Source organism: Paenilisteria rustica (assembly GCF_013820765.1).
Classification (GTDB): domain Bacteria; phylum Bacillota; class Bacilli; order Lactobacillales; family Listeriaceae; genus Listeria_A; species Listeria_A rustica.
Map to the genome: position 1 here is coordinate 1 of NZ_JABJVM010000034.1, position 6,210 is coordinate 6,210.

The 6,210-nt window shown below is 38.9% G+C and carries 3 protein-coding genes; 2 read left to right on the top strand and 1 reads right to left on the bottom strand.

Going from position 1 to position 6,210, the window contains the following annotated elements; translation table 11 throughout:
- Positions 1-251 precede the first annotated feature (251 nt).
- Complete coding sequence (locus tag HPK16_RS16390; protein ID WP_181677972.1) at positions 252-1,715, bottom strand: AcpB/EbpR/MafR family transcriptional regulator; 1,464 nt, start codon at positions 1,713-1,715, stop codon at positions 252-254.
- 727 nt (positions 1,716-2,442) lie between these two features.
- On the opposite strand from HPK16_RS16390, the gene HPK16_RS16395 reads away from it, so the two are divergent.
- Complete coding sequence (locus tag HPK16_RS16395) at positions 2,443-3,120, top strand: Crp/Fnr family transcriptional regulator (RefSeq protein WP_343064826.1); 678 nt, start codon at positions 2,443-2,445, stop codon at positions 3,118-3,120.
- Positions 3,121-3,226: 106 nt separating this feature from the next.
- Positions 3,227-6,210, top strand: a 2,984-nt coding sequence (locus tag HPK16_RS16905; protein WP_181677974.1) for an Ig-like domain-containing protein, incomplete at its 3' end; no start/stop codon positions are given.

Sequence of the window (6,210 nt, forward strand, 5' to 3'; positions counted from 1 at the left end):
AGCGAAGCGAGCAGGTAATCCTTCAGCGACTGTTACGAACAAAGTGAGTTACAGTACCAATATGCATGAGAGCGAAGCGAGCAGGTAATCCTTCAGCGACTGTTACGAACAAAGTGAGTTACAGTACCAATATGCATGAGAGCGAAGCGAGCAGGTAATCCTTCAGCGACTGTTACGAACAAAGTGAGTTACAGTACAACATGCATGAGAGCGAAGCGAGCAAGTAATCCTTCCCATCCCGCCATACATATTCACCCCTCCAATTTCCTATCACGAATCCCATTCAACCGCTCCTCCAACCGCACCCAGTCATTCTGCGTCGGTGGAAAATTCCAAACAAAGGCCAGATCAAGCTTCGTAGTCACAGTCGTGGTTTCCGTCACGATAAGATCCACATTTTTCGGTATACTTTTAATATTTATCTCGATATTTAACTCCAACTTGCGCAGAATCTGGGATTTTAATTTATTTAGAATCGCATTATCTTGACTTGTAACGAGTGCAATTTGCAATCTTGGCTCGTATTTTTTCATAGCAAACCGTTCCACAATAAGAACCATGTATTTATAATAAAAATAAATGTCCGGTGCCGCGATTTGCTTTAAATTTTTAGGATTAAATAGTTTTGGTACTATCACTTCTAAATTCGCCCATAATGCAGGATTCTCTACTCTGAAATAGTCAGCTTGCTTCCGTAAATCGTGATATATATACAGGTGGGGCAAAGATAGGCCGTAGAAATTAACATTAATCAGATCGAGCCACAAATGATCATCTTCTTCTATTACTATATCTGGATACTTTAAAGCGAATTCCTCGAGAAAAGCCGCCGCAATTTTATACGGCTGGGTCTGTTCCTCCCTGTGCCATGTAATGAGTTTGGTTGCCGCTAAACTGCTCGTTTTGGCGTATACAAGATTACTAATAGAAACAGTTAAATATTTTTCTTCAAGCTCTCTATACTGTTCAGGGACGCTGTTCATCAAGGTTGCACCGTGTTTTTTAATAAAGGCTACAACCTCTGGGGGCACACAATTTTGTAAGGGCATATCCGATACATAACATTTCTGAGCATGGCGCATGTATCTCACTGCCAAACGGTAAAGCAATTGCTCTTTTTCGACGGTGTTCATGGATATTTGACTATTTCGCAAAAATTCCTCAAGCTGGTACACTAAAACCTCCCTAGAAATCGAGCGAAACGGCCAAGTTCTTCCTCTATATGTCAGCCAATATAAATTATAATAGCATTCTCTAACCCAAATCTCAGGCCCGGTGATTCGCATTGGGTTTGTTTCTATGTCTAGGTTAACTGTATGGAGATTAGTTTCTAAGTATTTCAACCTCAAATAAAAGGTACTTTTCGTAAGCAAATGTTGTTCATAAAATTGGCGTGCGCGTAGGTGAGGATAATTAAATGTACTGTCTAATATAATATAGGCCATAGATGTAGTCTTATATTTTTCAATAATAGCGTCTAAGGAGATGCTATCTGGTTTGTCCAGAAAGGCGCCAGTAGCTTTTTTAACAACTAGCTGAGTATTGGGAGCATTTTCGGCTAGATATAATTTTATATCTTCAAGCGCGTTGTAAATGATGCTGGTACTATAATTCAGAGTAGTGGCGATTTCTGATATTTGCCAGTATTTCCGTTCCTTCCCGAGTAAACGGATAATATCAATTTCGCGTAGTTCTTTTTCGTCTAACAATTGCATACAAATCCACCGTCCTCTCTCTAAATCCTATTTAATAATACCCTTCTCTGCTCTTTCTACGCTTTTTGATGGATGGCGAAAAAAGATTCACAAATTAGTCGGATTTTAAAATCGAGAACAGTATATATCTACAAATCTAATAAAATTTCCCATGTTAAGCTAGAGGTATGGCCTGTAATTCTGCTTTTACATAAAATTTTAGAAGGGGGCGGCAGTTATTTATCCTGACGACGGTTAATATGCTTAATCTCGAAAAAATGTTCCTCTAGAAGTATATTTTTTAAAAAAAGTACATGTAGTGGAACATATTGATACGACTTGATTAGGCCATGTTTGTCCTATCGATACAAAAAGAAACCTGATTTTTAGGAAAAAATGTAGAAGTAAAGTATTATACTGTGAATGTACTCAAGGAACGGCATAATAAAAAACTTCTACTACTTTAAAATTTACAGCAGTCACAAAAAATTCACAGATAGCTTGAGTAGTTGCAACGATGTTGTGAAATCCAAAAGAAGAAGATGATACACTACAAATAACAACAGGATTATTGAAGTAGCCCCGTTTTTGCAAGTCGAAGCTGGGTCGGGATGAAAAGACATAAAAGATTCACAACTTTTTTGGATATATGCACCATAGTTGAAATATGGAAAACTAGAACGTGTTAAATTAATAAATGTAATCTTTCGCAACTATTCAAGAAGTTAGAAAGGAGGAATCATAATTGGTGTATATTTCAAGTGATACAAGTTTAGACGGGATTATTAAAGAGCTGCAGACAAATGCATACGGTGATAATTTAGTACAAGATGTTACTTTTGATAAAGGGCAACAGATTATCATGCCAGGCAAGCCGAATAATGCACTATACATTATAAACTCTGGGATTTCAATCACAACCCAGACGATGAAAGATTCGTTAAAACCAGTCATATCCTTTCTAACTGTTGGAGATATTATTGGATTGGAATCATTTTTTAGGAAGAATGAAAGTGTAGTGATGACGCAAGCGACAACCTTAACAGAGCTCAGAGCGACGAGGATTGATATGGAGTATTTGCTTAATTATTTGGCAAACAGGCCGTCATTCATGGAGCACTTTGCTAACTTGATGACAGAACGACTATACAACTTATATGAGCGCTACATGCAACTAATGCTTGGTCGTGAAGAGCGATTCGTAAACTCACTTTATGATATTGCAAATAAGCTAGGGGTTGAGGTAGAGGATGGTATTGAAATCCCATCAGTTATCAACACAAAACTTATAGGGGCATACTGCAATGTCGACCGCAACTTTATACCGAAGCAACTGAAGAAAATGATTCTGGAAGATAAAATTAGTGTTAATCAAAAAAATATTATCATTAAAGGTATGTCTACAAGTCGGAATATTCAGTTATAAAAAAAGAGCGTGTAAGGAGGTGTTTATCATGTGAACCGATAATCGTTCTATGGTAGGCAGGCATTTTACAAAAAAAAAAAGAAACATAAGAAGGAGAAACATAAACATGAAATTAGAACAAAAGGGACCAATTAACGTTTTATCTATGAAAACGGTAAAAAAAGCGGCTAAAACATTATTGATTGCGACAGTAGTTGCAAGTCAAGTATTTACAGTATTGCCAACTGGATCACATGCGGCAGAAGCAGCCGGCGCTACAGCAGCTGTTGCAGAAGCTCCAAGTGCTGCGGTCGTAGCACAGAAATACGCTCCACTAGGTGCAACATTAGCACTTGATGGCGGTGTAACAGAGAAAAGACAACAAGTTTCAACATTTGCTGAGTTTAAAGCGGCAGCAGAGTCAACAACTATAAATGTTATTGAGCTTACTGGGGATTTCCAACTAGCAAGTAACGTAACGGTAAACAGCAACATGCGTATTGAAGGTAACGGACATACAATTAGCGCTGCATCTTACCAAGTTATCATGAAATCTAATTCTATCGTTGACTTAGAAGACGTAATCATGACAAACGTTGGAACAAAAGCTATTTTTACAGGTTACACATCTTCAGCGGCACCAACAGTAAACATCATTGATAACGTTCAAATTCGCGGTATGATCATGGGTGGAACTGGTAAACTTTCACTTTCTATCGCTGGAACAAATAACCGCCTTGTAAATGCTGAGCGTCAAGGTATGGACGTTGATAGTCTTGAAATTGCAGACAACACGCAAATCGATCAACTAGAAGCATTAGAAACAGCAGTTAAAGTTCGTTCATCAGGTTCTGTAAACATCGGTAACAACGCGAAAATTAACATGATGTCAAACAAAGGCTATGCATTTGACGTATCAAACAGTGCTTTAGTAATTGGCGAAAATACAGTTATTAATTCAGCATCTAAATACGGTACATTAAAAGCTGCTACATTAGTAGTTAAAAATGGCGCAGATTTGACACTTGCATCAGGTGATGTCGGTAATGGTATTTACGTTTCTGGTAACATTACTATCGGTGACAATGTGAAAGTTAAAGCAACTGGTACAGGTACAGCAATTTACGCGTACAACACAGGAGCTTCTATCGTTGTTGGTAAAGACGCAGATATCGATGTAGTTAGTGATAACGGCAGTGGTATTTACGGTAATGCAACAATCACATTTGGCGATCGTTCTTCCTTAAAACTAAGAACACATGACAGAGGTATTTACTCATCAGGAGCAGCAACAATCCGCTTCGGTTCCGTATCTAACCAAAATCCACAACCAGAAGATCGTGTGAAAATTGATATCGATTCCGGCGTTAGTTACGGAATTTACTCTGGCGGACCTGTCATCTTTGGCGATAACACAGAAATAGCTATAAAAGCTAAGAGTGACGCTATTTATGCATCAGGAAATTCACGCGTTGACTTTGGTTCGAATACATCATCAAACATTACTTCTTCAAGCGGCGACGGTGTTAATGCAGGTGGAATCAAGTTCGGTGATAATTCTACAGCATACATCAAAGCTTACACAAACGGCCTTGAAACAACCAACACAAGCGGTGAAGGTATTTCTACAGGTAAAAATGTAAACATGACAATCGTATCTCCAAACCATGATGGTATCTACACATATAAAGATACAACGTTTGGCGATAACAACACGCTTTCAATCACAGCATTGAACAGCCATGCAATCCATACTTTCTACGGTGGATCAGTTAAATTAGGCGTGGATTCAAGTCTATATCTAAACGCTGGAACTGGTGTAATCCAAGAAGGTAGTGCAGCAGCTACATTCAACGTTGGTAACAACACACTTGTTAAAATTGAGTCATCTGATTACGGTATTAACACATCGGGATCAATCACTTTTGCAGAAAACTCAAAAGCTAATATCCGTGCAGCATCTGGACAAGGAAACTACCCAGCAATCAAAGCTAACGGTATTGTTACATTCAACAAAAACACAATGGCTTACGTAGAAACACTTTCAAATACATCGACAACAGTATTTGATTTAAGTGGCGCGCAAAGCTCGAAACTAGTTCTTAACTCACCAAAATATATCGATTTCCGTCAAAACAACAGAGCGGTAGCAGGACACATCGTTCGCGGTTACGGTAGTGATAATGTAGCTTACGGTTCACGTGTGGAAATGAACAACATGGCTCAAGTCTATGCTTGGGATCATGCAGCAGACTGGTCTAAAGCAACAGGAAGCGAATGGACAAGCGTTGATGACGCAAGAATCCCATTAACTTACAAAGTTGGAACGACAACTACAAACTATTACAGTGGTTTAGCAACTGGTCAAAACATCGATGGATTCAGCCTTTTTGATTACTCACGTGTATCTACACAAGGTTCAAGCATCGTAGAACGTCCAGTAGTATCTCCAATCCTTGAAGGTGCTAAAACTGTTTCAGGAACTGGTACAGCTGGCGATGATATTGTTGTAACATTCCCTGATGGTAAAACAGCTAAAACAACAGTTGACGCTGACGGTAAATGGACAGTTGACGTACCAGCAGGAACGAACTTAGTAAAAGATCAAAGCGTTCTAACGTATCAAACAAATGGTGTCAATGACAGTGCACGTGTAACAACGAAAGTACAAGCAGACACTACAGTTCCAGCAGCACCAACAGTTTCTCCTATTAAAGCGGGCGACACAACACTGAATGGTGAAGCAGTTCCAGGAAACACAGTAACAGTAAAACTTCCTGATGGAACAACAGCAACAGGTGTAGCAGACGCAGATGGTAAATTTGCGATTACAATTCCAGCTCAAAAAGCAGATGCAGTTATTGATGTAACGCAAACAGGTAAAAATGGGCTACCAAGTGATCCAACATCTGTTGTAGTTAAATCTAACGAAAAACCAGTAATTACAGCAAGTGACAAAACAATCAAAATTGGTGACACGTTCAACGCATTAACAGGCGTAACAGCGACTGACAAAGAAGACGGTAACTTAACAGCAGACATCAAAGTCGTAACAAACACAGTAGATACAACAAAAGCCGGCGTATATTCTGTTGAGTATTCTGTAACAGA

Excerpts from the sequence above, each read along its gene's own strand:
- HPK16_RS16390 (WP_181677972.1), bottom strand. The coding sequence starts at position 1,715 with ATGCAATTGTTAGACGAAAAAGAACTACGCGAAATTGATATTATCCGT.